This window comes from Bacillus sp. ISL-4 (assembly GCF_018613275.1).
GTDB lineage: Bacteria > Bacillota > Bacilli > Bacillales > DSM-1321 > Peribacillus > Peribacillus simplex_E.
Window position 1 is genome coordinate 416,606 of record NZ_JAGGQN010000012.1, and the last position, 24,357, is coordinate 440,962.

Below are 24,357 nucleotides of genomic sequence, written 5' to 3' on the forward strand. Positions count from 1 at the left end.
ACGAACCAAAACGAATCCCCATAAAAAATGACCCCATTTCAGGGTCATTTCGATTTATTCAACAATACTAAATTACGCGGAGTATCACCAGATAATCCATCCATCAAGTTTTGTACCGCAAGAGCTGCCATCTTCAATCTTGTGGCAATGCTGGCACTCCCGATATGCGGCAGTGTAACGACATTGGGCAATGTTAGCAGCGGGTGATCCACAGGGACGGGCTCTTCTTCGAATACATCCAATCCAGCCGCCCAAATCTCTCGGTTTTCCAGCGCCTGGTACAAAGCCTTTTCATCGATAATCCCGCCTCTTGCGGTATTTATGAGCACAGCCGTCCCTTTCATTAATTCCAGCTGCTCCTTGCCAATCATATAAGTGGTTTCCGGTGTGAGCGGCAGCATGACACAAACGAAATCTGATATTTGGAGCAATTTTTCAAGGGGCTGATATTCGATACCTAATTCTTTTTCCTGTTCATATTTACGATTTCGATTAAAATAAACCAAGTTCATATCAAATCCCTTAGCTCTTTTTGCAAGGGCTTCCCCAATCCTACCTAATCCGATTATACCAAGTGTTGCGCCGTGTACATCTTGTCCAGTCAGCTGCATCGGCGACCATGTTTCCCACCTTCCGCTCCTTAAATAATCTTCTGCCTCCATCATCCTTCTTGCTGCTGCAAGCAGTAAGCCGAAGGTTAAATCAGCTGTCGTTTCCGTTAAAACCCCCGGTGTGTTCGTGACCATGATGCCCCGTTTTGTTGCACTTCGAACGTCAATATTATTATGTCCCACTGCCATATTCGCGATGATTTTCAGGTTAGGCGCCCTCTCAATCAGTGACTCATCGATTTGCTCCGTCAACAAGCAAAGCAGCCCCTCGACTTCTTTCATTTCTTCTTCAAGGACTTCTCTAGGGACCGGTATATCCTCTTGATCCCACATCCTGACATCATAATTCCGACTAAGACCTTCGATGATTTGTTCCGGTAATTTCCTTGTAATATAAATTTTTGGCTTCAAACCATAACCTCCCATACCGTTTCATTCCATGTAACCCATTTTTCACCTTCAGTTTTCATTCCCAACAATTAATTTTAAGAATATTGGCTAAATTACTAGCTTGTTTATTCAATTTTAAAATAAACTAGATAAATAGACCATCCATTTCCAATCATTCTTCTATTAATTTTCTCGTTTACAAGGTGGCTGCCGCTTGACAGTTTTAATTCATTCAACTAATCATAGAATAATAACCCTTTAAATCTATTCGATCATTAGTAATGCAACAATTTTCCAGATGAAGTTTATCTCGATTTAGGAGGATATGGGACGTTCATGAAAACGAAAACAACATTTAAAATTTATCCAATCATAGCTCCAAGCGCTTTATCTTTAAAAAGTATAAACTTTTATTTAGTTAAACAGGATGAATCTTTAACATTAGTCGATGCAGGCATGAATGATGACATCTGCTGGAATGCACTTCAGCAAACATTAAACGAAAATGGATTTACCGTTGGAGATATCACGGAAATTTTATTAACCCACCACCATGGAGACCATGTTGGTTTGGTCAATCGGATTACCGAAATCCATCCGATTCCCGTTTATGCCCATTCTAAATCCATTCCCCGTTTAAAAAGGGACCCTGACTTCTTAAGTATGAGAATTGAATTCTATAAGCAGCTTTACATTGAGATGGGCTGTGGTGAACTTGGAGATAAACAAGTGGCTTACCTATTCAACGCGGTCGATAATAATAAAGATCAAAAACTGAATGGTGACATCATCGCAATCACGGAAAAACAATGGCTGAATTTCGAAGTGATCGAATTTCCCGGGCATGCCCCGGATCAACTTGCTTTCCTTGACCAAGAAGGGAAACGGCTTCTTGCCGGTGATTTATTGATTGAACATATATCAAGCAATGCCTTGATCGAACCTGATGAAAACGGTAATAGAATGCTGACTCTTGTAGATCATATCGATTCATTAAAACGCTGTTTAGCATTACAGGTGAATCTCCTCTTTCCTGGTCATGGAAACATCATAGAACAGCCAGGATATCTGATTGAAAAAAGACTCAACAGCATAGAGAGAAAATCACAAAAAATCCTGACCTTGATAGAATCCGGAATTTCTACCGGCAATGAACTGGCAAAGGAGTTTTATAAACAAAAGTATATAGCGGAATTCCCGCTCGTCATGTCAGAAGTCATTGGCCATTTGGATTATTTAGAATATCAGGGGAAGGTCACGAAACAACTCGTTGAAAATGTAGTTCAATATCAAGCCAAATGACATCAAAAAAGGCTGGAATCATTAAAGATTTCAGCCTTTTCTTGCTGATGAAACTCACACACACACTACAACCTCTCTGGAAAAAATGCCTTTCCTGGCCACACAGCGATCAGCAATTTCAAAACCTGCTTCTTCAATCATATGATCCATCGTATCGATCGTTACGACGACGACCTTGTCAGCAAAGCTTCTGGCATGTTTAAGGATTGATAGCTGATCTTCCGGCGTCGCATGTGTATATAAATTGTAAGGCATATCGATAATCGCTACATCATATTTACTGGTGACCTCCGAAATCGGACCTGTAGTTACATCACCTTCGAGTCCGAAATAGGCAATGTTCTCCCTGGAACCGTCGGTAACAAGCGGGTTAATATCCCGGCCATCAATATTGATCCCCATCGACAGGGCTTCTACCAATACCGTTCCAATTCCGCAGCATGGATCAATTGCCTTCACACCATCCGGATGTGGAACGGCTATGTTGGCGATGGCCCTTGCCACTCTTGTGCTAAGCGCTGTTGAATATTCCCGGGGCTTCTTCATATGTTTTAACCAAACCGCTTCAGGCTTGACATACTTCCCAAAATACCAACGTCCGCCAAGGGTCACGACTCCAAAGACCTGATCTGGATTACGCACATCGGCATTTCCCTGAATATGCCAGCCAATCTCCCGTTCAATTTCACGCTGTCCATCATAATCTATTTTTGCGTCTTTATTCAAATCATTAATTTTTACGAATAATACTTTGAACGTCGAATCAGGCAAATGAATACCTTTCACTTGCTCAACGATTTCGGATATGCTTTCCCCTTCAAACATGACGTCGACCCGCCCTTTTATAAAAGGGCTTCTGCTCGGTTCAATTGCTATATCACTTTTCAAAATATTTCCTGAAGTCTCAAAGCCAAAGAACGAGCGCATCTCCATTTTAGATAATGAGCGTTCGTCAGGGCTGCATGTAAACGTATATATATATGCCGGTTTGCGGCTATGATTAGTCAATCCATTCCCATCCTTCATTACTTTAGATTATATCTTTCTATCAAACATATCTGTAATAGTATAGAAAAGCAAATGGAATCGTATGAAAAAAGCAGGAATGCTTTTCTTTCAACACTCATGCTGTTATATTTTTCATTGTTCCATCACTAAAGGAATGGAATTATTAATCCAATTTATGCAGCCGGCTATTTATATACTTTGCACGGGCCTCAATGAATTTCAGGATGAATTCGGGCTCATTATCAAATTTTACAATATCCCCCTTGATATATGGATCTTTTGAAACATAAGGTCTTATTTGTTCATGCATTTCCTGAATGATAGGTTTCATATAGCCCACGTTAAAATGATTGTTCAAAATCTCCTTAAGAAGTTCTTGGTACCGGACACGAAATCCCCTTACATCAAGGACTCTAGCAGTCAATGTATTGAATCCCTCGATTCCCACATAATCCTCTTCCATCACTTTCCCGTTAACATCCCTGCCCCATGTCGCATCATAATCCCATGGAATCATTTCAAAGAGTCCAGTATCTCCATTTCGATACAAGGCATAGTTATGAACGAACCCATCATAGTTTTGCGTAAATATGACACCGGCCAGCCAGCGCAAGTACTTTTCTACATCGACATATTTTACGATTTCCTTTTCAAAATCCACTCTTGAAATTGTATTGATTTGGAGGATCAACTCTTGTAAATATAATTCATCCTTTGCTGTCCCGCATTTTTTTTGATAGCCCATCTCCAATGATTTTTTGATTCCTTTATCCAAATCGCTCATCAATGAGAAATTGGCATCACCATCCACTGCATAGAAAATGGCACCCTTGGGCAGCCCCCTTTTCTTCAAATAATATTCATCCACCGATTCCAATTCTAGGTATATCCCTTCGTCCTTTCCGTTCAGATTCAGGAAAACGAACTGGGAGTTCGGTGATAAGGTGCCTATATCCGCAAAAAAGTCTAAAGATAATTTATTTCTTAGTAAAGATTTATCTTTATATTCGGCATTTAAATGAACTTCCTTGGCATTCTTATAAGTATTAGGTTTATAAAAGACTACATTATAGGATTTTTTGCGAAAACCGCGGATATGTGAGCCACGGTAAACAATATCAATATCCAGTTTTTTTCTGTTAAGTGTTAACTTTGCCGGTAAAGGATCATTGCACCATATATCTCTGCGAAGTTCCATTAAATTAACTGGTGGAATAAAAAGCTGGTACACAGGAAGCTTCTTGTCAGCATTCATATAACCCTTCCCTTCACTTTCACTTTCATATTAAATTATGAAAAAAAGCGAGGGGTGTCACCAAAAACAAATTTTTATTAAAAATGTGCTATTATCTCTGGCATATTACGTACAAGCGCATAGTTTAACGTATAGAAAGGGGGATATATAAATATGTCTGACATCAATCGAAATATACAAAATGCGGTGGATAGAGCCAATTCCTTCGGGTTAGGCGATTTCATGTATAATGACCCATGTTCAAAAGGCCGTTCTTCACGTAGAAACAACAAGAACAGGCGAACTTCCCGCAAAAGCACTAAACGTCGCACTAGCAGGAGGAGGTCCACTTCCAGTACGCAAAGGCGCTCTTGCTGGAAACAGAGATCTACATGCAACACACAAAGGCGCACTAGCAGGAAGAGGTCCACTTCCAGTACGCAAAGGCGCACTAGCAGGAGGAGGTCCACTTGCAGTATGCAAAGGCGCACCAGCAGAAACCGGTGTTCCATATGCAGCAGACAAAGGCGCTCCAACAGAAACCGTTGTTCCTCCAACCACTGCAGTTGGCTTTGCGGCAATAACTTTCGCAATAAACGGTGCTTCTAGTTTCATGGTTCCGTTTTAATGTACAACTAATATTTTTTACTGGATATTAAGCTTTACTTTAAAGTCCAATTTCTATAAAAAAACACAAACTCGTCGTAAATGGGGCGAGTTTTGTGTTTTTTAAAATTATCACGATCGTTATATTCATTCATATGTCCCGTTCCTTAAACAATAAAAAACACTGCCATTTATAATGGCAGTGGATTTTATTGCCATGTACCTGAACCTATAAAAAGGGATCCTACCCTTTTTACATACGGTAGGATCCTTCCAGTTTCGCTTATTTAACGGAGATCAATTCGAACTGTGCATACACATCCTTCAGCCCTGCTTGAATGGCTTGACCAGCCTTCCCACGATAATGCATTTGTACACGATCAATCAATTCTTCGATACCATCTTTCAGGCAATAACCGCGCAGCAGTTGACGAATGAATTCCCTGCCATGTTCTGTAGCAAGTGTACAGGAAGCCTCGACTATTACACCATATTTAAAGTCAAGCTCTACCGTGATCGTGATGGAATCATATATATTTCTCGCTGCCATCCCTTGTGGAAGTTTTGCATGCCCTGCAATAAGGTATGTGTTCATCATCTGATCTCCTCTATCTATAGTTAATGGACGGAAACTTGCTCGAATGGCCATGCAGGCAATTGTTTACGAAGCTCTTTATCTTGTCTGTAGCCAAGTGCGTATTCGCCCTGCATTACAGTATGAATCTCACGGGTTCCTTCGTAAATGACCGGGGCTTTTGAATTCCGCAGAAAACGTTCCACTGGATATTCATCCGAGTAGCCGTAGGCACCATGAATTTGAACAGCATCATTGGCCGCTTCGTTAGCAGCATTACATGATATCCACTTTGCAAGTGATGTTTCCTTCGTATTCCTTTTTCCTTGGTTTTTTAAGGTACCCGCTTTAAAGACCAGCAATCTGGAAATCTCTAAATTTGCGGTCATCTTGGCAATCATCTGTTGAACGAGCTGATGCCTGCCAATCTCTTTTCCGAAAGTACTTCGTTCATGGCAATATTTCAAGCTTGCTTCCAGGCTTGCTTCTATTAACCCTACAGCACCTGCGGCCACTGTAAACCGGCCGCTGTCCAATGCCGACATGGAAATTTTAAAGCCCTCACCTTCTTCACCTAGCCTATTCTCAACCGGAACTTTTACATCCGTTAAAAAGATTTCGCCTGTATTCCCGGCACGAATTCCTAATTTCCCTTTAATGGCTTTCGACTCCACTCCCTCGAAAGTCCGTTCCACAATAAAAGCAGTGATTCCCCTTGAACCGGCATCATGATCCGTCTTGGCGAAAATGAGGAAATGATCTGCATAATCACAGAGCGAAATCCATGTTTTTGACCCGTTCAAGATATAATGGTCCCCAACACGTTTTGCTGTTGATTTCATTGCCGCAACATCAGACCCTGCATTCGGTTCAGTCAGCCCGAAAGCTCCAATCTTGATCCCTTTTGCCTGGGGTACTAAATATTTCTGTTTTTGTTCTTCCGTCCCCCATTGCAGCAAGGTCATGCTATTTAACCCTGTATGTACAGAAACTGCAGTTCGGTAAGCCGTATCGCCTCGCTCTAGCTCTTCACAAACGATGGCAAGGGTATTATAATCCATTCCTACTCCACCATACTCTTCGGGTATACAAACGCCCATCAACTGCAATTCCGCTAACCTTTTTAAAATATGCGGCTGGAATTGACCTTGCCTATCCCACTCTTGAATGTATGGGATAATTTCCTTATCCACAAATTTCCTTACCACTTTCTTCACACTTTGCTGCTCTTCTGTTAATTCGAAATTCATCATTAAAATTCCTCCTAAATAATTTTATTTTCCTCGAATTTGCTTATTTGGTCTGGACTATATCCAATTTCAGCCAAAATGGAACCGGTATGCTCACCATACAGTGGCGGATGCTTTCTCATCGTAACCGGCGTTTTTGAAAGGTTCAGTGGCGATCCCGTCACTCTAAGATCTTCGATTGTGGGATGTTCCATGTTTACCAACATGCCTCTTGCGATGATTTGCGGGTCCTCGAACATCTCTGCGATATCATTAATCGGACCATTGGGTATCCCTGCATCATCAAATAGCCTTTTCCATTCTTTCTTTGTCTTTCCTTTCAACAAATCCTCTATTATCGGTATTAATCCTTCCTTGTTCAGCAAACGTTTTTCATTATGCTTAAACTGTTCCTGCTCGGCTAAATCAGGTCTGCCTATAACGGCTGAAAACCTCCTGAACTGATCATCATTTCCTACAGCCACAACAAGCTCCCCATCAATTGTCCGGAACGTTTGATATGGAACGATATTGGGATGTTGGTTTCCCATTCGTTCAGGGGTCTGGTCACTGAATAAATAGTTGCTGGCGACATTCACCAATGAAGAAACCTGGCAATCCATTAACGAAATATCAATTTCCTGTCCTTCCCCCGCATTATCCCTATGATGCAAAGCGGATAAAATGCCAATGCATGTATACAAGCCAGTCAATATGTCAGCTATGGCCACCCCGACCTTCACGGGGCTTCCATCTTTTTCTCCTGTGATGCTCATCAAACCACTCATTGCTTGAATGATATAATCATAGCCAGGCAAATCTTTATAAGGTCCGGTTAAACCAAATCCCGTAATCGAGGCCATGATCAGTTTGGGGTTGCATTCCTTTAAATCCTCATAGCCTAACCCCAGTTTTTCCAACGTGCCCGTCTTGAAATTTTGAATTAATATATCCCCTGAAGACACCAACTTGCGGAAGATCTCTTTCCCTTGTTCCGACTTTAAATTCAAAGTCATGCTTTGCTTATTTCGATTGGCACATAAATAGTAAGCGCTTTCTCCTCGGGCGAATGGCGGACCCCATCCTCTCGTTTCATCCCCTGACTCATGATGCTCGATTTTAATAACCTCGGCACCCAAATCACCGAGAATCATTGAACAAAACGGCCCCGCCAAAACACGGGATACATCGATAATCCTGACTCCTTCCAAAGCTCCATTCATATCATCACCCCTTTCAAACTGTCGGGATACACAAAAAAGAGCCAGTAAAACCAACAATGTCATTACATTGAATGTTTCACTGACCCTTATCCACGAACTGTCTTCCTGCAAAGGAAGATCAAGTGAACCAAGTCAATTTTTATGGATTCCAGTTTTATGACAAGCCGGCCATGCAGCAAGGTAACTTGCTGTCATCGGTTTGGTAAATTAAGTATAGTCTCATTTTTTGAATCTTGCAATAATTATGTTCAGGTGTTTTCATTACATCCCTAAAATACTCATTAGCATACTTCCCGTTTAATATAAAAATACACCCCTCAATCCAGAGTAATCGGAAATTGCCTTTATTCGTGAGGCATGTGATGATTGAATATGCATAACTGTCAATATATGAATTTTTCATACTATCAATTATCGCTCGACAGAAAAGGAAAGATTAAAAGGGAGATGGCGATATGGACAATAAAAAAACGGAAATAATCGTAGCGATCAAGAAATACCAAACAATCATCATTCATCGCCATGTTAATCCGGACCCGGATGCATTGGGCTCACAAATCGGTTTAAAGAAGCTATTGAAGCTTTCCTATCCTTCTAAAGAAGTCTATGCGGTAGGCGAAGAAGTGGATAAGCTTCTATTCATTGGTGATATGGATGTCATTTCCGATAACAAATACAAAGGTGCCTTAGTGATTGTTTGTGATACTGCCAACATTTCACGGATCAGTGATTCCCGATATGATCACGGGGACATGCTAATCAAAATTGACCACCACCCCGATTATGAGCAATTTGGTGATCTTTCTTGGGTCGACCCCTCTTATAGCTCTGCCAGTGAAATGCTTGTTGATTTATTCTTGGAATATCCAGAAGGCTTTATCATGAATAAAGAAGCGGCTAAATCATTTTATACAGGAATACTTAGTGATACAGGTAATTTCATGAATGGGAATACAACTCCAAGGACATTAAAAATGGTTTCGCTCTTAAGAACTTATAATATTCATCCAGAAAGAATTCATAACAACCTTAATATAAAGACGAAAAACGCTTCAAGACTTCAAACAGACATTCTCATGAGCTTTAATGTAACCGAAAAAGGGGTAGCTTACTTCATTATTACGGAGGATCTGTTAAATATGTATGGTGTGGATCGAATTGAAGCTTCGAATTTAGTTAATACGCTATCAAGTGTCAGGGGCAATAAAATCTGGGTTTTCTTCATCGAATATCCTTCTGAAATCCGTGTCAGGATACGTTCACGGAATATTCCCATCGCTTCAGTCGCACGTCAATTCAATGGTGGAGGTCATTCACTGGCTTCAGGCGCTACCATCCATTCCTGGGATGAGGTTGATCATGTTATCCAAGCATTGGATCAAGTCTGCCCATAACAGGGAGTTCATGACCTGCCGTGGTTATGTGGATGATTATAATCCCAGGCGCAATACCATGAAATAATTCTGCCTTGACCTGATTACAAAAAAAGCGCCAAAGCCAGGATGGCTGAGGCGCTTGCTTGTTTCAATTTATTTGGACACTTCTTCAAGAATTGATAAATCGATCATGCCTTTTATATCATTGCTAGGAATATAACCAGCTTCTTTGCTTATGTCTGCCATTTCCTGAATGACTTGCTCATTAACTTCAGTTGTCACTTCAAGGCGTGAAAATGCTGAAGCCACTTCTTCTTTACTTAATTCTTTTCCAGTCAGTTCCTTCAAATGCTTAATAACCAATTCTTGGCTTTCTTCAGGGTTTTCTTGTATAAACTTCACCGCTTTTTCATGCGCTTTCAAATAGGAAGCAGCTAGCCCCTTTTTATCCAAGAACTTCTGGCTTGCAGCCACTACCGTGTTAGGTGAGTCTTTCCCCCATGCAAATTGATCCCAGTCAAGCAATAACTTTCCTTTTGCCTGGTTTTCCAATACATAACCCCATGGTTCCTGAGTTGCTGCTGCATCGACAGATTTTTGGACAAAAAGGGCTGTTGTGTCAGCAGGTGCCGCCGCATACAGCTCAACTGTCCCCCCATTCGTAGTCGGTTTTAAGTCAACATCTTGAAGGGCCTTCCTAAGCATGACATCCTGTGTGCTTCCAATGACGGGAATCGTTACCTTTTTACCGTCCAAATCTTTTAAATCCTTAACTTTGCTGCCCTCGCTAGCCACAAGTACGGCACCTCCATTAACAGCCCCGGAGATCAAGTGGTATTCAGGATTTTTTACGTAAAAGTTAAGCAACGGACCAGGCCCGACCGTTCCGACATCAATGGCGTTTGTAGCCATTGCTTCCATGAATAATCCGCCATTGGCCACTGTTTTGGTTTCAATCTTAACATCTTTACCGAACTCTTCTTCGAAAAAGCCCTTTTCGAGTGCAATGATTGTTGCACTGTGGGTTAAGTTAGGAAAATATCCAATTTTCACGGATTTCCCCCCTGAACCTTCTCCTTCTTCATCATTGCTGCTGGATTGAGTGCATCCGCTTACTATTCCGATTAACAACACAGACAGAATAAGGGCAAAAAATGATTTTTTCAGCATATTTTTCTCTCCTTTAGAACTATTATTTTATTAAACTACCGTTACTTCACTCCCCATTTCAGTTGAACATTACGTTCAAGGCGGGAGAAGACAACATTATCCACGATTGTTCCGATGATTGCGATGATGATCATCACGGAGATGACCAAATCCATTTGTCCCAGTGATCTGCCCATTTCCAGCAATTGTCCAAGACCGCCCCCCCCGCCAAGTAATTCACCTGCCATCAGTGCACGCCAGGAAAAGGCCCATGCAATTCGGAGACCGGATATTATTTGCGGGACGGATGCTGGTAAAATCACGGTGCGAAGAAAATGAAACCCGGTCGATCCATATGTTTTGGCAACCCGCTGATACAACTGGGGTACATTCCGAAAACCACTTGTTGCATTAACCGTCATCGTCCAAGTTGCGCCGATGGTGACAATAAAGAGAATCGAAAAATCATTCAATCCAAACCAAATGATCGCTAAAGGGAACCACACGATACTCGGGATGGACTGTAAGGCAGTCACGACGAATCCTAAAGTATCTTCAACCAATTTAAAGCGCCAAATGAAATATCCTAATATCAGACCTACTATAATGGCAATCGTAAAGCCGATCAGGATACGGCCAAGGCTTTTTGCGATGGCTTCAGTTATTTGTCCGCTCATCAGTCCATTAAACAGAGTTTCCAAAACCTGGGTCAGGCTTGGGAACATGAATTCCGGTAGACTGGAAAGTCTAGATGTGACTTCCCATATCCCCGCTATCATCGCGATGAATATGATTCGTCTTAAAGCTGTAATCATTCCCCATTTCCTCCTTCAGCACTTTTTCAATTTCCTCCTGTAAAATCGATAGAACCCTTTGTTCTGTATGCAAAGTTACACTATCCGGCATAACTCCATCTTTCATGGAAGGGACGGAAATCGTCTCTTTAATTTTCCCGGGACGGGTTGCAAAGACGATAATTTTTTCGGAAAGCTGAACAGCCTCACGAATATTATGGGTAACGAAAAAGATTGTCACTTTAGTTTTTCTCCAGATTTCGAGCAGTTCTTTATGCAAGACCATCCTCGTTTGCTCATCCAGCGCAGAGAATGGCTCATCCATCAACAGGATATCCGGTTCCATCACCAACGCTCTTGCGATGGCCACCCTTTGTTTCATGCCCCCTGATAGTTGATGTGGATAGGAGTCAACATATCGGCTGAGGTGAACCATTTTTAAAATGTCCAATGCCTTGGCTTTAGCCTCTTCATTGGGAATTTTCTTTAACTTCAATCCGTATGTAACATTTTCAAGTACCGTCAACCAAGGGAATAACCCCGCCTCTTGAAATACTACGACCCGTTCCGGACCTGGCTTCATCACTTTTTTCCCAGCTACACGTATTTCACCTACATCTGCCTTATCAAGTCCGGCAATCAGATAAAGGAGTGTGGATTTACCACATCCTGAAGGGCCGACGATCGAAACGAAGCTTCCTTTCTCGACCTCTATGTTTATCTTATCAAGCACCTTTATGCTTTCTTTCTTTTCATTCTTAAAACTTTTTTCAATGCCATCTATTGTTAAATACATAAAGTCACCCCACTTTTATATCGCATCGATTTACTAAACATTATTTCTTAATAATGATTAATCCAATGGTTTTTGTCAACTATAAAAATGCAAAAATTCTAATTTATCGGTATCTTTCCATTCAACTGTCAATGTATTGATAAATATTCCAAACTTACACAAAAATACATACGGGCAAATTCCATTCCGAAATAAAAAACCTGAGCCCTTTTAAGGGTTCAGGCTAATTTTAATATCCATTTTTATAACCTTAAAAAATCCTGCTTCCATACAATTTATCCTTCATTTTTTGTGTCCTTGCATGCAGAGGCTTTTTCAAAATGATACCTAATATGAGCGTGATTACCAAAAAGAAGATCAAGATAAAAATGTCCTTGCCAGCTACGCTCCATGTTATTCCCCCTACAGATTCACGAAGTAAACCCACAGCATAGGTGAATGGAAAGAAAGGGTTAATATGTTGAAAAAAGGGCGGTGTGACTTGAATGGGGAAAGTGCCGCCAGAACTTGATATTTGAAGGACCATCAAGACGACGCTTATCCCTTTTCCAACATTTCCAAGAACGGAAACGAAGGTGTAGACAATGAGTGTAAATACTGTACTTATCAGTACAGAAAACAGGATGTACTCAAATTTATCCGCTACATAAACACCAATAAGGAGGATATTCCCAATGGAAACACTAAGAGCCTGCATTACCCCAATGATGAAAAATATAAGATACCTCCCGATATAAATTTGATACGGGCTGTAGACTTTTTGAGAAACACCCACGCTAAGCATGGAAATCAATATTGTACCGCCGACCCAAAGGGAAAGTGCCGTAAAGAAGGGGGACATGGCAGATCCATAGTTTGGAATCGGAAAGAGACTGTGTTTATTAAGCAGCACTGGTTCTGAAAAAAATTCACTTTCTTGTTCAATATCATTCCTTAGGAAATCGATCACTTCTTCCATATCATAAGACTTATCGATTTCCCTCATTTTAGAAGCTAGAGCCTTTATTTTCGTTTCGATTTCCGGAAACTTATTCATTAACTTATCGATATCCCCTGTACGTGTTTCCAATGTTCGATTGGTCTCATTCAACAGCGTCCTCACCTCAGGAAGAACCTTGGTTCCCTCCGCCATCGTGACCTGGACATTATTCAATATTGATTCCGTTTCGTTCCAGATTTCATTGAATTTTGGCCCTGTTTCCTTTGAATAACTTTCCTGGAAGCTTGCCAAGACTTGATCATTGTTCCCGCCAAGTTCGATAAGATTACCGTAAGCTCGGTCATTTAGCGCTTGAAGTTGGTTCGAAGTATTATCCCTTAATTCATCAACTAGCTGTATTTCTGGCTGAAGCAAGTTTTTCTCATTAAATTGATTGACTCTCACCAATAAATTATACATACTGTCCAAAAGGTACAACTCTTTATTTATCCTCGTTACCCCTTGTTCCACTAGCTGATTCGACTCATTGTCTGGCAAATCCTGACTCGTTAACCGGTTCGCCAGTACTAAAACGGATTCATTATCGCTCCTGATGTTCATAATATCATTTTTCAAGAGGGGATTGATTTCTTCGAATGCCTGCCTTGTTGAATCTACATAACTAGAAACGTCCGACACCAATTTGTCCTTCTGCGACGTTATTCCTTCTATTGAATCCAATCCATCATTGACCTTCTTAATGATATCTTCAGCCTTTTTCACATGTGTTTGAACGGTTTTAATATTTTGTTCAAGCTCAGGCAGTTGACCCTCTAATAAATACACCATATTCTTCATTTTTTGGATTGTAGGCAACTCGTTCTGCAGGGTGATTCCCAGTTCATTAAATATTGCAAGGATACTCCCACTGGCCGATTTGATAAAGGTTTTGCTCACATTGTCCACAATGCTGTTTGCACCCGCTGCCGTAATTTTAGGAGCAATGGAATTGATTTTTTCATTAACATAGTAATCAATCTCCGCCTTTTTAGGGTCATCGGTCATGATTGTCGCAATATGTTCGGAAAAGTTCTCGGGAATGATGATGGATGCATAATAATCCCCCTTTTCCACCTTAGCTTTCGCCTCTTTTTCCGAAGTGAATCTCCAGCCTAAATCCTTATTCTCCTTTAACCCCTCTATGACTTCCTTGCCTATGTTCACGGCTTCGCCATTTAACTCCGCACCTTTATCATTATTGGCAACACCAACAAGAATTCCTTCCGTATTTGCATACGGGTCCCAAGATGCGACAATATTAAACCATGCATAAATGGAAGGGATGAACATGAGAAAAACTACTACGATACAAACAAAGAAATTTTTATAAATGCTTTTTAAATCGTCAATGAAAATTTCCCGAATATTTCTCAAAACATACCCCCGTGCAAATGTATTTTGATACTATTATTCGAAGAAATTTCTTAATCGATACTAAGTAAACATATCCATGGATTTATTGAACCAAATAAAAAGAAGCAAGTAACGAACTACTTGCTTCTTTTTGTTTGATTAATTGTTCATGATCTATCGCACCCATTGAATCCATCTATCAATTTATGCTAGATGGATTCAAATTCAAAGACGGTTTTTTAGTTACAGAATAAACGGCAAGGTGCAAGAACATACTATCACAAACTAACTGCACGGAGTTTTGTAAGGGAGAAATAGTCATGTCAGACGCTGTTGAAATCATCTTTCGAACATTTACCTCTTTTATTTTGTTATGGGTATTTGTCCAGCTCCTTGGTAAACAGACAATTGCCCAGAGGACCTATCACCTTTATATAGCTTCAATTACGATGGGGACAATTGCAGGAAATCTGGCATTCAATATTAAAATTAAATTCCTGTATTTTATCATAGCAATTATTATTATGGGTACCGTCGTTTTTATGCTGAATCTTCTAGCGGTTCGAAATCCGCGCTTCGGGAAATGGATCGCTGGAGAACCTGCTACCTTAATTCAAAAAGGGAAAATTCTCGAAGAGTCAATGGAACGAATGGGGTATTCACTGGATTCTCTTAAACAGGCTTTGCGTGGAAAAGATGTCTTCAACATAGAAGAAGTGGAATGTGCCATTTTAGAGATTAATGGCTCCCTCTCTGTATTAAAAAAAGAACAATACCAAAATGCCACCAAGCAGGATTTACCTTTACTGCCCTCTGCAGGAACTGTACCGATTGAACTGGTCTATGACGGGAAGATCTTATATGAAAACTTATCCAAACACACCTACGATGACGAATGGTTAATGGCTGAACTCAAAAAAAGAAACCTTGCTGTTTTTGACATCTCGTATGCTGTCGTAGGGACAAAAGGAAATTTGTATATTGATTTGATTAAGGATCAATCAAGGGAATAATCCATTGCATTTCAGCGAGAATCATAACTAAGATTAAAAAATATCATATCAATTTTTGTTAAATATATCGCATTCGGGTAATTGGATGGCAGGAATAATAAAAGTGGTTTTTCCAGAAGAAAAAACCACTTTTTCAGCCTATTATGAATTAACTCTTTTCAATCACGTTTATCAATTCCCTCAAATAATCCGGTAGATCAGGCGGACGCCTGCTTGATACAAGGTTACCATCTACGACGACGGGCTTATCTATCCAAGTCGCCCCTGCATTTTCCATATCATCTTTAATGCCCGGTGTACTCGTTACATTCTTCCCTTGTAAAATTTTAGCGGAGACCAACACCCAACCAGCATGACAAATTTGCCCGATGGGTTTTTTATTTTCTTCCATGCTTTGGATAAGTGATATCACTTCAGGAAACCGGCGAATTTTGTCAGGTGCCCATCCCCCTGGTACAAGAATGGCATCATATTCTTCAGCTTTAATACTGCCATACTCATAATCAGATATAGCTGGTACACCATATTTTCCAATGTATGTTTCATTCGCCTTTTCTCCAGCGAGGTGAACAATCGCTCCTTCTTCTTTTAAACGTAAAATCGGATACCAGAGCTCTAAATCTTCAAATTCATGGTGCACAAGACTGATTATTTTCTTTCCTGCTAATCTCATGAAAATCTCTCCTTTTTTCGTTCTATTCCCCTTTACCATTCTTCCCTATTACTTCCCTTTATCTACTGCCTATTCACTTTACATGCGTTAACCGATACATCAATATTTGGTCTAAAAATCAACCTTTACCAAGTACAACCCAGCTGCCTCCGCCATACGGCCCGTTTGGATTCTTTCTTTTGACTCTAAAATGCTTGGTATATTTCCAGCATCTATTTCACCCAACCCAACTTCTATCAACGTCCCGACAATCTTTCTAACCATATTATATAGAAATCCATCGCCTCGCACTGTAATTTGGATGAATCCGGCATTTTCTTCTATATCAATGGAATATATTTCACGCACCATGGATTTTTTCTTAGACTTTGCATTTGAAAAAGCCGTGAAATCATGTTCACCTATAAAATGTTGACATGCTTTTTTCATTCTTGTGATATCCAGCTTTTTCTCTACATGCATACTGTATTTTCGCATGAAAGGATTTGTATATTGCTCGTTCCAGATCTTATACAAATAGGTTTTATCCTTAGCATTATAACGGGCATGAAAACGCTCAGGAACTAGCCTAACCTCGACAATGCTGATATCTCTTGGTAAATACCTATTCAAATAATTCATGATTTCAGCTTCAGTCAGATTTTCACCAATCTTAAAATTGGCGATTTGAGCAAGGGCATGTACACCGGCATCCGTTCTGCTGCATCCGATGATCTCGATTTTTTCCCCCACCATTTCCGTTAATACATTTTCTATTTTTCCTTGAATCGTATCATCACTATTACCGAGTCGTTGCCAGCCTTTATAGCGCCCGCCATCATATTGAATGGTCAATTTATAATTGTTCATTGCTTCCTCCTTATTTTATTACTGTATAGTCATCTAAACAGAAAATTCTTGATTAAATACAAGCCCCCATACAACTCCTGCTGTATGAGGGAACAGATGGTCTTTTCTTAGAAACACATTTAAATTGTTAAGTTGTTAAGGTTTTGTATCATAATGTAATGAGTTTTGTCCCTTTATCCCCTTACTTCCACAAGTCTGCAGTGAATGCAAAATGGAGTTCCGTTGTCCTATTTCATTTGGGAGCACCCACCGCTTAATGATTTATGTAAAGATCATACATCTTATCTATGCCACTCGATAGTAAATCCTAATAATCAAAGTGAAATGCACTTCTGCATAGTGTACCAAAGTGGGTAACGTCATGCAACGAACGATTCACCGTCACGCGCAGTTTCTGTACAACTTTGTGCAATGCATAAACACACAGGAATAATAAATGGAAATGAAAAATAAAAAAGACCCAAACCCTTTTTATATCAAGGATTTGAGCCTTTGATAGTTGATGACCTGTGAGGGATTCGAACCTACGACCCCTTCCCTGTCCATTTTGTTTCATATAATCAAACTGGTTTAACTGAATTAAATAAGTGTAAAGAAGGTTGATTTCTCAAGGTTTTGTAAGGTCTTTAAATCAGTCCAGTAAAATAAAATAAGCTAAATGAAATAATTATGTTAGCAGGTGGTCTGCAATAATTATCATTGTGACTAATCGTTTAATTTTCAAACCACTGACCAGTTAGGAAACCGGATATCATTACAGTTTAGTGTTTTTTTATCGGAATGGCGCTCACTATTTGGATTACAAATAATAACATCTGTTCTGTCTTTTCCTGTGCTACTAAACTTAAATCAACTTGGTTAGTTTTTAACTCTTCTAAACTTTTGAGGATGCCTGCCTGAACAACAAACAATATGTGTGGACTGTAATTGACAACACAATGGGATGTTGATGGGTTTATCAATATTCATTGAGTAAAAAAGCTGCCTTAAAGACAGCTTCGATCTTATTAATTGCTCTCAAATAACAACTAATTGTATTTGAACTATAACGTAAATTACTTTTTCAAAAACTAAAAGCAGTTGTTTATACTCCTATATGGAAACCTCAAAACCAAAAGGCTTACCTTTAAGGGTAAGGAGTTTATGGAATCATAACTTGATAAATCCATTGAGAAATTGATATAACTCTTCTAATTCACTTTCTTTTGCCCCATTGCTCGCCCTGCAAACAAACCCTTCATTGCACTTTTTCCACCTGTTCTTTCTATTACTATTCTACTTTCATCTATTATTACTTTTGTTCCTGACTTTAATTCAAAAGTTTTCATCTTCTCAACCTCCTACTTGTCCTTTAATATTACAACATCCTTGTATGGAACTGGCTTATATATGTCATTTGCTTGAAAATAATCTTCAACTAACATGCCCAGTTCTTTGAATAAGAAAAAGGTTGCCGCAACACCCCATTGTTAAAGTGTTATTATAAAGATTCATCAACAAGTTCTTTTTGGGAATACGGGAAATATTTTGGTTTAATCATAAACTTACTCCAATTTTCCACAGTATACATCTAATGTATAGAAGTGAGAGTTATGAGTTTAGCCTTTTTAATGAAGGCTTTTTTCGTAAAGTTAAGATTGTTGCAGAAAAAGTTAGGCGATTCATTTACTGAGGAAAGTTTGTACAAGAAAGAGCCGGCAGATCAAATAATAATTAAACATTTATGAGGTGAATTTTTTGGTAAAAAGTATATGGGAAGCAAGTATTGACGAGCATATGTTACAACCATTAACAGACGAAATCATAAAAAAAGCAGAAGAATTATTTAATGTAACGTTACCAAACTCGTACATTGCTATTCTTAAGCAACAAAATGGGGGACAACCCATCTGTAATGCTCATCCGTCTCCTGTTCCTACCGTCTGGGGTGAATCTTTTGTTATAGTGGAACACATTAAAGGGATTGGTGCCGGAAATGGAATCCTTGAAAATGATTATTACATAAAAGAGTGGGAACTGCCGGAAGGACTTATTTTATTCAATGGAGACGGTCACACTTGGCTCGCATTTGATTACCGCAATGCCACCTCTGCCCCTCCCATTGTTTATGTAGACGTTGATTTGGAACAAACTATACAAATCGCAGATAGCTTTGAAGAATTTCTAAAAAACCTATACCTTGAAAATGAGGAATTTGATTTTGAGGGAATGGAGGTAAAGGTATACAGTAAACAAGACTTTGAAAAGTTTATACAAGAAGATAATGTAGAGGAATTAATATATGCTATACCGGACCTAGCACAAGGCGATGTGGATTTGAAGTGGTTTGGAAATCAACTTTTAACTTTAAGTAATTATCACGACAAAAATGTGAGAAGTTGGGTTGCTAACAGTGTTTGGAATTCTCTTACATATAGATTGGATGATGAAATTCTACATTCATTGATAGAAAATTTTAAGAATGATGTCGATAGTGAAGTTCGAATGTATGCTGAACTTGCTCTTGAAAAAATAAACTATTCCTTCGAACAACTTAAAGAGGATGTCTATAACGGCGAAAGGATCAGTCTTGCTTTTCAAGATAAACTTTATCACGTTATTGAAGATTCCAATCAATGGCATCTAGCTGACTACGAAACAGATACACAACAGTCGTTTGATTCAGCAGATGAATTATTAGAACAATCCAGGATCGACGGGAAGTCTCTACAAGAAGGATGGAGCCATATTAAAAAGGCGTATTAGGCTATTCGTTATCTGTTGGCTAAGTCTCTCTATCGAATTAGTCTTATATTACTGTGGTATATGTAGAGTGATCAAACAAAAAAGCTTTCCGGGTCCGGAGAGCTTTTTACTATGGTTTATAATAAGGACATAATCATTAACAGTGCCTAGGAAATGGACCGATATAAACGGTCTTGGTTAGTTCAGCAAGCCTTATTTCTTTTTAGAAGATTTATACCCAATAATAATAACAACGGCAATAATAACGGCGAACCATATATATCAATCCATTTCATTTCCTCCTTTACTGACGAAACAATATGATGATTTGTTATATAGCAGTAACATTTCAAAAAAAAGCCATATACTAAGAGTTATGCTCTTTACACCAGAATATTTCTTAATCCATTAATCTGCCCCGTTTGTTACATAAGAAAAGAAGCTGCTGATCAGCTCCCGGTAATGAAGTAAAGCACCCGTTAGCCATCCATGAATCGCAAAGAATAAATGGTTAGGAAGTGTCAATACTGATACTGACCTTAATCCAGTCAACCCTAATCCATAGACTAATTAATTAACGCTCTCCTCTTTTTTTAAACGATTGAGCAGTGTCTTCTTAAGTATTGTCATTTTTCATTTTGAAACTTATTTTCATGGTAGTTTAAGTAGAAATCTTCACAATATTAATTAACATAAATACAATCATTTTCCCTTTAAATTAGATGCTTATTGTGTAAATGGGTTTAGTAATAATAATATCAGGGTAATTGTAGTTTTGGCATATAAAAAATAGGGGGATTAAATTATGAAGGGTTCACTAGATGCATATAAATTACTCGAATTCATCCAAGAAAATAAAGAGGATTTTGAAGATTCATTATTAAACGAAGCATCTAATGTGAAAGAAAAAATTGAAGAAATATTAACGATTGGTAATATTAACCTGATAAATAATGCCCATATTCTGATTCAATATATTATTGAGGGTAAAGAACAAGAACTTCAATCATTTGCTAAACAAGAAGGTATAGCTTGGGCGACACACGCAATTCCATTATCTTTCAAATTAGAGTGGGTGCAAGCCATTCGAAGAACCTTGTGGAAGTTCCTACAAGAATATAACGAGGTAACAAATAAGGTTTTAACTGAAGAATTTTTTTCGGTAGAAAAACAAGTAAACACTCAAGTAGACAGATTTTTAAATGTTTTTTTTATCACATATTCTCAATACAAAGATTCATTGATAATGGCTCAAAAAGAATTGGTTGAAAATCTTTCGGTGCCTATAATACCAATAACCCCCACTATATGTATTTTGCCTTTAATTGGTGCGGTTGATCTTTACCGAACGAATATTCTCGAGGAAAAAGTTTTAATGGAGATTGGAAAATTACGTATTCAAACATTGATTATGGACTTATCTGGAATTATGGAAATGGAGACTGAAGTAATTGATCATTTAATGAAGATTATTGACGGCACTTCATTAATGGGATGTAACACTGTGATTACCGGGTTAAGAGCTGAAGTGGTTAGAAAAATGATAAACGTAGGAATGAGATTAAATGAAAAAGCACTAACATTTGGAACTTTACAACAAGCATTGAATAAATACTTATTAATTTAAACACGAAGAATCTTAGAGAGGGTCGCTTTGCCGACTCTTTTTCTAATTCAATATATTCTGACCAACTGTCTAAATATTTGTTCCTGCCCAGCAGTTACATCTTGGTAAAAAACTATAGTTAGGTATTTAATTCAACACCAATCAATTCATTTTCATCTACAACTAAAATGCCCGGTAGCATAAAGAAAGAGCTGCCTTAAAACAGCTCCAATTTTCAGCTACCGCACCCGTTAGATGAAGAAGAAAGTTGACAAAACAAACTGTGAAACAAAAAAACCTCCATTAATTAGAGGTTTTTTTAGAACTATCTTGCATAACTTTATCAATAGCTGAGATAGTAGATTTTATATCGTCACAGGTTTCGATAATTTGTGTATCCAAATGTGTTAGTTCATAACAATTATTGTCATAGCATACAGACAATAACGGTATGCTATTTTTGTTTTTGAATGTTAATGTTATTTCACAGTTATTATACTGTTTTAAGGTTTCTAACATTGTTTTAATGTGGTCTAAGGACATATCGTCTTAGTCTCCCTTCTATTACAGAGGGAAGATGACTAAGAGAAGTCAGAAGGTGCCCCATATAATTCTAATTTCACTTAACTATAACATACTAATGATTAAGTTGCGGAGTCCATTATTATTTTTTCTTTTTCCCATGCCCATTGATCCGATCGGCTAGGACAGAACTCTATAACACTCTCTGCTAGCTTACTCTCCCCGGCAGTTAATACCGCCTCTGAAGTGGGATATTCCTTTAATAAAGAAACCCTGGAATATAGATCCCCAAAAACCTTCCGGTATTCAGGAAACACTTGATCTAAAATGGTGTGAAACTGAAGTTTAGCCTCCACATACATATTCGTTACGATTTCCTGTTGTCTTGACAAATTCCGAAGGTCTAATAGCTGAATCCCTCTAATTTTATGAGGTTCAAAATCCTCTTTGTTATACAGCACACACAACTGGTACGCATCGATAGCGTCTGTTTTTCCCTTCCGTAAACTGGTCTTCTTTGCCTGATAAGAAATAATCGGATTTAGTAAGATATATAGAACCCCTTGTTCCTCCAAGTATTGAATAACAGGAGTTTGGTAATGTCCTGTAGATTCTAAAATGACCATAGGCATCTGCCCTGTCACCTCTTCAATCTCTTTTAAAAAGTCTAAAAAATGATCTAATTCCTCTTTGATGTTGCTTCATTGAAAAGCTCGTCCCATACGGTTTAGATTGATCTAAAAGTGCCTGAACTTGACTCTCTCCTTTTGCCACATCCAGACCAACAACTGGATTCATCGTTTTTTCCTCCTCAACTTACTAACCAGTACCCCTTAGTCCTCCATGTAGTGTCATAGCTTCGCTTGTTATACGAGATCTAAGTCCCAACCAGCTTCAAACATGCTTCTACAAGTAGGGGGCGGACAGTTTAGTTCATGGGATCCAGTCCCACGCACCCGTACGTCCTACCCTGGCTACTGATATAATAGATTCTATTAAAAAAAGGTCAACCAGTAATTTTTACTGGTCAACCTCCCCATTTTCTTAGAGTACATTAATTTATTAGCATTTTATCTAATTCACGAACTTTATCATATGACTCCAATAGTTGTTCAGGTATTAATGTTCTCCCATAATCCCAAGCATTAGTTTCTATTTCAGATTTTAGCTTTTCTTTTTCTTCTTCGTGACCATACATTAAAATCCTTAAATCATGTTTGTTTTTCTTAAAATCTAAATAATAACCAATCATACGATAAAGAATAATTTTAACAAAGTCTTCCTCTGTCTCTTTAATTCTAATTTTCCCTTTATAACCGTTAACTTGAAGGTAATTGAATTTTATAGTATTGGTCGATACGTTATAACTCATTGGTGCACTTAGATTATTGTCAAATTCATAAATAATTTCCAAATTGTGCTCATTTAATGTGTTATTAATTATCTTTTCGATATCGCTTATATAAAGCATTTAACTATCACTTCCCTTTTAAAGACTTACTTCATTATAGTAGTAGATTAAGTTATTCTTCCTTTATCAATATAATAAACTGTTGATATATTAAAATCACACAGTTAAAAATAAAGGAAATATTTACTATATAATACTGAAGTGAAGGGTAAGTCCTACGAGAAGTGTGATTAATCCCCTAATAGAATCCCTAAAAGGAATTTGCTTTTAATTACTCTTCCATACATTCCTCCTTCTATTTATTTCACTTTAAAACTTTCTGTCATTGGTTGTAATTCTTCTTGATATTGTTCTACCATCATTTCTTGTGAAGGCATTGTATTATACTTTTCAAGCCAAGAAACGTAATGAAGTGCTACATTATGCGCAATATCAAAGTAGGGGACAGGTTCGTTGTAACCACTCTCTCTGTGAGCTGAAAATTTATCTCTGAAGTCTTCCATCGCTTTCCAATATTTTACATAGTATTCATGCGTCATGTTCAGAGCTTCCAAAAAGTATTCCTGTGCATGGTATTTGGTAGTAAAGGTAATCAAACACATTATAGTAAAGTGGATTTTACCGAAGAATATGATTATATACCTTTTAATGAAAAGCCAAATAGATGGTCTTCTCTTTAACCTCCATCGTTAGCTGAATAAGCGAAAGGCTTTGCCTTGTCCTGTAATACGTTTAAATGCTGCTCTATCAGCCAACAATTGAGTAAATAATACATAATGAACTATATCTTTAAAAACAAAAAAAGACCCAAATCCTTGTTATATCAAGGATTTGAGCCTTTGTTAGTTGATGACCTGTGAGGGATTCGAACCCACGACCCCTTCCCTGTCAATTTTGTTCCATATAATCAAACTGGTTTAACTGCATTAAATAAG

At 38.5% G+C, this 24,357-nt stretch carries 22 protein-coding genes and 2 pseudogenes; 7 read left to right on the plus strand and 17 right to left on the minus strand.

What is annotated here, in order from left to right; all coding sequences use genetic code 11:
* Positions 1-44: 44 nt before the first annotated feature.
* The gene (locus J7J00_RS11455; protein WP_214790694.1) at positions 45-1,022 is read right to left on the minus strand and encodes a 2-hydroxyacid dehydrogenase; all 978 of its coding nucleotides are present in this window, start codon (positions 1,020-1,022) and stop codon (positions 45-47) included.
* A gap of 315 nt (positions 1,023-1,337) precedes the next feature.
* On the opposite strand from J7J00_RS11455, the gene J7J00_RS11460 reads away from it, so the two are divergent.
* On the plus strand, positions 1,338-2,303 hold the full coding sequence (locus J7J00_RS11460) for an MBL fold metallo-hydrolase (protein WP_214790696.1): 966 nt from the start codon (positions 1,338-1,340) through the stop codon (positions 2,301-2,303).
* Between the two features lie 54 nt (positions 2,304-2,357).
* On the opposite strand, the gene J7J00_RS11465 is transcribed toward J7J00_RS11460, so the two are convergent.
* Entirely contained in the window at positions 2,358-3,329 is a 972-nt protein-coding gene (locus J7J00_RS11465) for a TRM11 family SAM-dependent methyltransferase (protein ID WP_214790698.1), read from the minus strand.
* A 145-nt stretch (positions 3,330-3,474) separates the two neighbouring features.
* On the minus strand, positions 3,475-4,566 hold the full coding sequence (locus J7J00_RS11470) for a CotH kinase family protein (protein WP_214790700.1): 1,092 nt from the start codon (positions 4,564-4,566) through the stop codon (positions 3,475-3,477).
* A 153-nt stretch (positions 4,567-4,719) separates the two neighbouring features.
* On the opposite strand from J7J00_RS11470, the pseudogene J7J00_RS28865 reads away from it, so the two are divergent.
* Together J7J00_RS28865 and J7J00_RS11475 are read left to right on the plus strand one after the other, a co-directional pair.
* A pseudogene (locus J7J00_RS28865) lies at positions 4,720-4,773 on the plus strand (hypothetical protein); the annotation flags it as partial.
* 22 nt (positions 4,774-4,795) lie between these two features.
* Positions 4,796-5,173: a hypothetical protein gene (locus J7J00_RS11475; RefSeq protein ID WP_214790702.1), complete on the plus strand. Its 378-nt coding sequence runs from the start codon at positions 4,796-4,798 to the stop codon at positions 5,171-5,173.
* A gap of 261 nt (positions 5,174-5,434) precedes the next feature.
* Here the strand turns inward: J7J00_RS11475 and J7J00_RS11480 are convergent, their stop codons facing one another.
* Genes J7J00_RS11480 through J7J00_RS11490 form a run of 3 tightly spaced genes read right to left on the minus strand, consistent with a single transcriptional unit; the run spans position 5,435 to position 8,177 of the window.
* Complete coding sequence (locus J7J00_RS11480) at positions 5,435-5,746, minus strand: DUF3870 domain-containing protein (RefSeq protein ID WP_214790704.1); 312 nt, start codon at positions 5,744-5,746, stop codon at positions 5,435-5,437.
* A 23-nt stretch (positions 5,747-5,769) separates the two neighbouring features.
* The gene (locus tag J7J00_RS11485; RefSeq protein WP_054400504.1) at positions 5,770-6,975 is read right to left on the minus strand and encodes an acyl-CoA dehydrogenase family protein; all 1,206 of its coding nucleotides are present in this window, start codon (positions 6,973-6,975) and stop codon (positions 5,770-5,772) included.
* 14 nt (positions 6,976-6,989) lie between these two features.
* Positions 6,990-8,177, minus strand: coding sequence for a CaiB/BaiF CoA transferase family protein (locus J7J00_RS11490; RefSeq protein WP_214790706.1), 1,188 nt, complete (start codon positions 8,175-8,177; stop codon positions 6,990-6,992).
* Between the two features lie 455 nt (positions 8,178-8,632).
* Here J7J00_RS11490 and J7J00_RS11495 point away from each other — a divergent pair, with 455 nt between their 5' ends.
* The gene (locus tag J7J00_RS11495; RefSeq protein WP_214790708.1) at positions 8,633-9,571 is read left to right on the plus strand and encodes a DHH family phosphoesterase; all 939 of its coding nucleotides are present in this window, start codon (positions 8,633-8,635) and stop codon (positions 9,569-9,571) included.
* A gap of 135 nt (positions 9,572-9,706) precedes the next feature.
* Here J7J00_RS11495 and J7J00_RS11500 read toward each other — a convergent pair whose 3' ends face one another.
* The 4 genes from J7J00_RS11500 to J7J00_RS11515 form a co-directional block, all read right to left on the minus strand.
* The gene (locus tag J7J00_RS11500) at positions 9,707-10,723 is read right to left on the minus strand and encodes an aliphatic sulfonate ABC transporter substrate-binding protein (protein ID WP_214790710.1); all 1,017 of its coding nucleotides are present in this window, start codon (positions 10,721-10,723) and stop codon (positions 9,707-9,709) included.
* A 41-nt stretch (positions 10,724-10,764) separates the two neighbouring features.
* Positions 10,765-11,517 carry an ABC transporter permease gene (locus J7J00_RS11505; protein WP_098371259.1) on the minus strand — a complete coding sequence of 251 codons (753 nt, stop codon included), beginning with the start codon at positions 11,515-11,517 and terminating at the stop codon, positions 10,765-10,767.
* Complete coding sequence (locus tag J7J00_RS11510; RefSeq protein WP_063232114.1) at positions 11,450-12,292, minus strand: ABC transporter ATP-binding protein; 843 nt, start codon at positions 12,290-12,292, stop codon at positions 11,450-11,452. Before J7J00_RS11510 ends, J7J00_RS11505 begins: the two co-directional genes overlap by 68 nt.
* A gap of 250 nt (positions 12,293-12,542) precedes the next feature.
* A complete protein-coding gene (locus tag J7J00_RS11515) occupies positions 12,543-14,645 on the minus strand; it encodes a YhgE/Pip domain-containing protein (protein ID WP_214790712.1) in 2,103 nt (700 codons plus the stop codon).
* 299 nt (positions 14,646-14,944) lie between these two features.
* Here J7J00_RS11515 and J7J00_RS11520 point away from each other — a divergent pair, with 299 nt between their 5' ends.
* Positions 14,945-15,637, plus strand: a complete 693-nt coding sequence (locus J7J00_RS11520) for a DUF421 domain-containing protein (RefSeq protein ID WP_214790714.1) — start codon at positions 14,945-14,947, stop codon at positions 15,635-15,637.
* A gap of 148 nt (positions 15,638-15,785) precedes the next feature.
* Here J7J00_RS11520 and J7J00_RS11525 read toward each other — a convergent pair whose 3' ends face one another.
* The 3 genes from J7J00_RS11525 to J7J00_RS11535 form a co-directional block, all read right to left on the minus strand.
* Positions 15,786-16,310, minus strand: a complete 525-nt coding sequence (locus J7J00_RS11525) for a type 1 glutamine amidotransferase domain-containing protein (RefSeq protein ID WP_214790716.1) — start codon at positions 16,308-16,310, stop codon at positions 15,786-15,788.
* Between the two features lie 111 nt (positions 16,311-16,421).
* Positions 16,422-17,159: a tRNA pseudouridine(38-40) synthase TruA gene (gene truA, locus J7J00_RS11530; RefSeq protein ID WP_214790718.1), complete on the minus strand. Its 738-nt coding sequence runs from the start codon at positions 17,157-17,159 to the stop codon at positions 16,422-16,424.
* A gap of 1,190 nt (positions 17,160-18,349) precedes the next feature.
* Positions 18,350-18,487 carry a hypothetical protein gene (locus tag J7J00_RS11535; RefSeq protein WP_214790720.1) on the minus strand — a complete coding sequence of 46 codons (138 nt, stop codon included), beginning with the start codon at positions 18,485-18,487 and terminating at the stop codon, positions 18,350-18,352.
* A gap of 409 nt (positions 18,488-18,896) precedes the next feature.
* On the opposite strand from J7J00_RS11535, the gene J7J00_RS11540 reads away from it, so the two are divergent.
* Entirely contained in the window at positions 18,897-19,904 is a 1,008-nt protein-coding gene (locus J7J00_RS11540) for an SMI1/KNR4 family protein (protein ID WP_286201290.1), read from the plus strand.
* 387 nt (positions 19,905-20,291) lie between these two features.
* Here the strand turns inward: J7J00_RS11540 and J7J00_RS11545 are convergent, their stop codons facing one another.
* Complete coding sequence (locus tag J7J00_RS11545) at positions 20,292-20,435, minus strand: hypothetical protein (protein ID WP_214790722.1); 144 nt, start codon at positions 20,433-20,435, stop codon at positions 20,292-20,294.
* Between the two features lie 253 nt (positions 20,436-20,688).
* On the opposite strand from J7J00_RS11545, the gene J7J00_RS11550 reads away from it, so the two are divergent.
* Positions 20,689-21,510 carry an STAS domain-containing protein gene (locus J7J00_RS11550; RefSeq protein ID WP_214790724.1) on the plus strand — a complete coding sequence of 274 codons (822 nt, stop codon included), beginning with the start codon at positions 20,689-20,691 and terminating at the stop codon, positions 21,508-21,510.
* 626 nt (positions 21,511-22,136) lie between these two features.
* Here J7J00_RS11550 and J7J00_RS11555 read toward each other — a convergent pair.
* The 3 genes and pseudogenes from J7J00_RS11555 to J7J00_RS11565 all read right to left on the minus strand — a co-directional run.
* Positions 22,137-22,809, minus strand: a pseudogene (locus J7J00_RS11555) (IS110 family transposase); the annotation flags it as partial.
* Between the two features lie 256 nt (positions 22,810-23,065).
* A complete protein-coding gene (locus tag J7J00_RS11560) occupies positions 23,066-23,482 on the minus strand; it encodes a hypothetical protein (RefSeq protein WP_214790727.1) in 417 nt (138 codons plus the stop codon).
* A gap of 239 nt (positions 23,483-23,721) precedes the next feature.
* Complete coding sequence (locus J7J00_RS11565; RefSeq protein ID WP_214790729.1) at positions 23,722-23,961, minus strand: hypothetical protein; 240 nt, start codon at positions 23,959-23,961, stop codon at positions 23,722-23,724.
* Positions 23,962-24,357 lie beyond the last annotated feature (396 nt).

Excerpts from the sequence above, each read along its gene's own strand:
- J7J00_RS11460 (WP_214790696.1), top strand. The coding sequence starts at position 1,338 with ATGAAAACGAAAACAACATTTAAAATTTATCCAATCATAGCTCCAAGC.
- J7J00_RS11465 (WP_214790698.1), bottom strand. The coding sequence starts at position 3,329 with ATGAAGGATGGGAATGGATTGACTAATCATAGCCGCAAACCGGCATAT.
- J7J00_RS11470 (WP_214790700.1), bottom strand. The coding sequence starts at position 4,566 with ATGAATGCTGACAAGAAGCTTCCTGTGTACCAGCTTTTTATTCCACCA.
- J7J00_RS11475 (WP_214790702.1), top strand. The coding sequence starts at position 4,796 with ATGACCCATGTTCAAAAGGCCGTTCTTCACGTAGAAACAACAAGAACA.
- J7J00_RS11480 (WP_214790704.1), bottom strand. The coding sequence starts at position 5,746 with ATGAACACATACCTTATTGCAGGGCATGCAAAACTTCCACAAGGGATG.
- J7J00_RS11485 (WP_054400504.1), bottom strand. The coding sequence starts at position 6,975 with ATGAATTTCGAATTAACAGAAGAGCAGCAAAGTGTGAAGAAAGTGGTA.
- J7J00_RS11490 (WP_214790706.1), bottom strand. The coding sequence starts at position 8,177 with ATGAATGGAGCTTTGGAAGGAGTCAGGATTATCGATGTATCCCGTGTT.
- J7J00_RS11495 (WP_214790708.1), top strand. The coding sequence starts at position 8,633 with ATGGACAATAAAAAAACGGAAATAATCGTAGCGATCAAGAAATACCAA.
- J7J00_RS11500 (WP_214790710.1), bottom strand. The coding sequence starts at position 10,723 with ATGCTGAAAAAATCATTTTTTGCCCTTATTCTGTCTGTGTTGTTAATC.
- J7J00_RS11505 (WP_098371259.1), bottom strand. The coding sequence starts at position 11,517 with ATGATTACAGCTTTAAGACGAATCATATTCATCGCGATGATAGCGGGG.
- J7J00_RS11510 (WP_063232114.1), bottom strand. The coding sequence starts at position 12,292 with ATGTATTTAACAATAGATGGCATTGAAAAAAGTTTTAAGAATGAAAAG.
- J7J00_RS11520 (WP_214790714.1), top strand. The coding sequence starts at position 14,945 with ATGTCAGACGCTGTTGAAATCATCTTTCGAACATTTACCTCTTTTATT.
- J7J00_RS11525 (WP_214790716.1), bottom strand. The coding sequence starts at position 16,310 with ATGAGATTAGCAGGAAAGAAAATAATCAGTCTTGTGCACCATGAATTT.
- truA (WP_214790718.1), bottom strand. The coding sequence starts at position 17,159 with ATGAACAATTATAAATTGACCATTCAATATGATGGCGGGCGCTATAAA.
- J7J00_RS11535 (WP_214790720.1), bottom strand. The coding sequence starts at position 18,487 with ATGAAAACTTTTGAATTAAAGTCAGGAACAAAAGTAATAATAGATGAA.
- J7J00_RS11550 (WP_214790724.1), top strand. The coding sequence starts at position 20,689 with ATGAAGGGTTCACTAGATGCATATAAATTACTCGAATTCATCCAAGAA.
- J7J00_RS11560 (WP_214790727.1), bottom strand. The coding sequence starts at position 23,482 with ATGCTTTATATAAGCGATATCGAAAAGATAATTAATAACACATTAAAT.
- J7J00_RS11565 (WP_214790729.1), bottom strand. The coding sequence starts at position 23,961 with ATGACGCATGAATACTATGTAAAATATTGGAAAGCGATGGAAGACTTC.